At 74.6% G+C, this 1,633-nt stretch carries 1 pseudogene; it reads left to right on the forward strand.

Going from position 1 to position 1,633, the window contains the following annotated elements:
• Positions 1-1,619 (forward strand): annotated as a pseudogene (locus VR45_RS29815) (DUF11 domain-containing protein); the annotation flags it as partial.
• Positions 1,620-1,633 lie beyond the last annotated feature (14 nt).

The following is a 1,633-nucleotide window of genomic DNA, read 5'->3' on the forward strand; positions in this document are numbered from 1 at the left end:
ACAACGGTCCGTCGCGGGCCCGGAACGTCGTCGTCACGGACCGGGTCCCGGACGGGGTGTCGGGGGCCTCGATGGTGTCGGACGAGGACGGCACCGCCTGCCCGGTCGCGAGTGGTACCGCCACTTGCCCGGCGATCGACCTGGAGGTCGGGGAGACGGCCTCGTACACGCTGAGCGGCACGCTGGCCCAGGACGCCACCGTCACGCCGACCAACACGGTGGTGGTCACCGGCGGACCCGACCCGGCCACACCCACGCACACCGCCGTCGCCTCGCCCACCGGCTCCCCGTCGCCGCAGGCGAAGCTGACGGTCTCCAAGGTGCTGGTGACCGATCCGGTGGTGCCCGGGCGGACGGTGCAGTGGCGGGGGACCGTGGTCAAAAACGGTCCGTCGCGGGCCCGGAACGTCGTCGTCACCGACCCGGTGCCCGCAGGGGTCGACGGCGCCACGATGACGGCGGACGACGGAACCGCCTGCCCGATCACCGGCGGGACGGCGACCTGCCCGGCCGTGGAGATCGCGGCCGGGGAGACGCGGACCTGGACCCTGACCGGCACGCTCGGCCCTGATGCCGCCGTCACGCCGACCAACACCGTCACCGTGACCGGCGGGCCCGATCCGGCCACGCCGACGCACACCGCCGTCGCCAGCCCGTCGGGCGAGCCGGTGCAGGAGGCCCGCCTCTCGGTCTCCAAGGTTCTGCTGACCGATCCGGTCGTGCCCGGGCAGCGGATCCAGTGGCAGGTCTCGGTGACCAACCGGGGCCCGTCCGTGGCCCGTGACGTGGTTGTCACGGACCGGGTGCCCGCAGCGGTGAACGACGCCTCGATGGCGGCGGACGACGGAACCGCCTGCCCGATCACCGGCGGGACGGCCACCTGCCCCGCCGTGGAGATCCCGGTCGGCGGGACGGTGGGTTGGACGCTCACCGGCACGCTGGACGCGGAGGTCACGGCCGTCCCGGTCAACACGGTGGTGGTGACGGGCGGGCCGGATCCTGACGCGACCGACCGCACCGCGGTGGCCACCCCGACCGTGCCGATCACCGTTCGGCACGACCTGCTGCTCAGCAAGCACGCGACGCCGACGGACCCGAAGGCCGGTGACCGGGTCACGTACACCGTCACCGCCACCAACCGGGCCAGTGGCACGTACTTCGGCGCCGTCGTCACCGACGACCTCTCCGGGGTCCTGGACGGAGCGGTCTACGGTCTGGACGCCCGCGCCGACACCGGGCGGACGGCCTACGCGGCGCCTCGCCTGACGTGGACGCTCGACCTCCGGCCCGGAGCGACGGCGACGCTCAGCTACACCGTCACCGTGAAGCCCGGGGCCGGTGGCGCGACGCTCGTCAACCGGGTGTCCGCCGACGGGTCCAACTGCTCCGACGGCGGGAACGGTGGCGGGCCCGGCGCGCGGCGGGCAGCGGTGAGCACGAGCGGCAACTGCTCGACCAGCACCACGGTCCGCAGGCTGCCGAGCCCGAGCCCCAGCCCGACGACCCGGCCTCCGCTGCCGCCCACGGGCACCGGCAGCCCGAAGCCGGCGCTGCTGGTCACCGTGTTGCTCCTCGCCCTCGGTGGCCTGCTGGTGGCGGCGCGGCGCTCCCGCCGCTGACGTCCGCCGAACAC

Source organism: Streptomyces sp. NRRL S-495 (assembly GCF_000966955.1).
Taxonomy (GTDB): domain Bacteria; phylum Actinomycetota; class Actinomycetes; order Streptomycetales; family Streptomycetaceae; genus Kitasatospora; species Kitasatospora purpeofusca.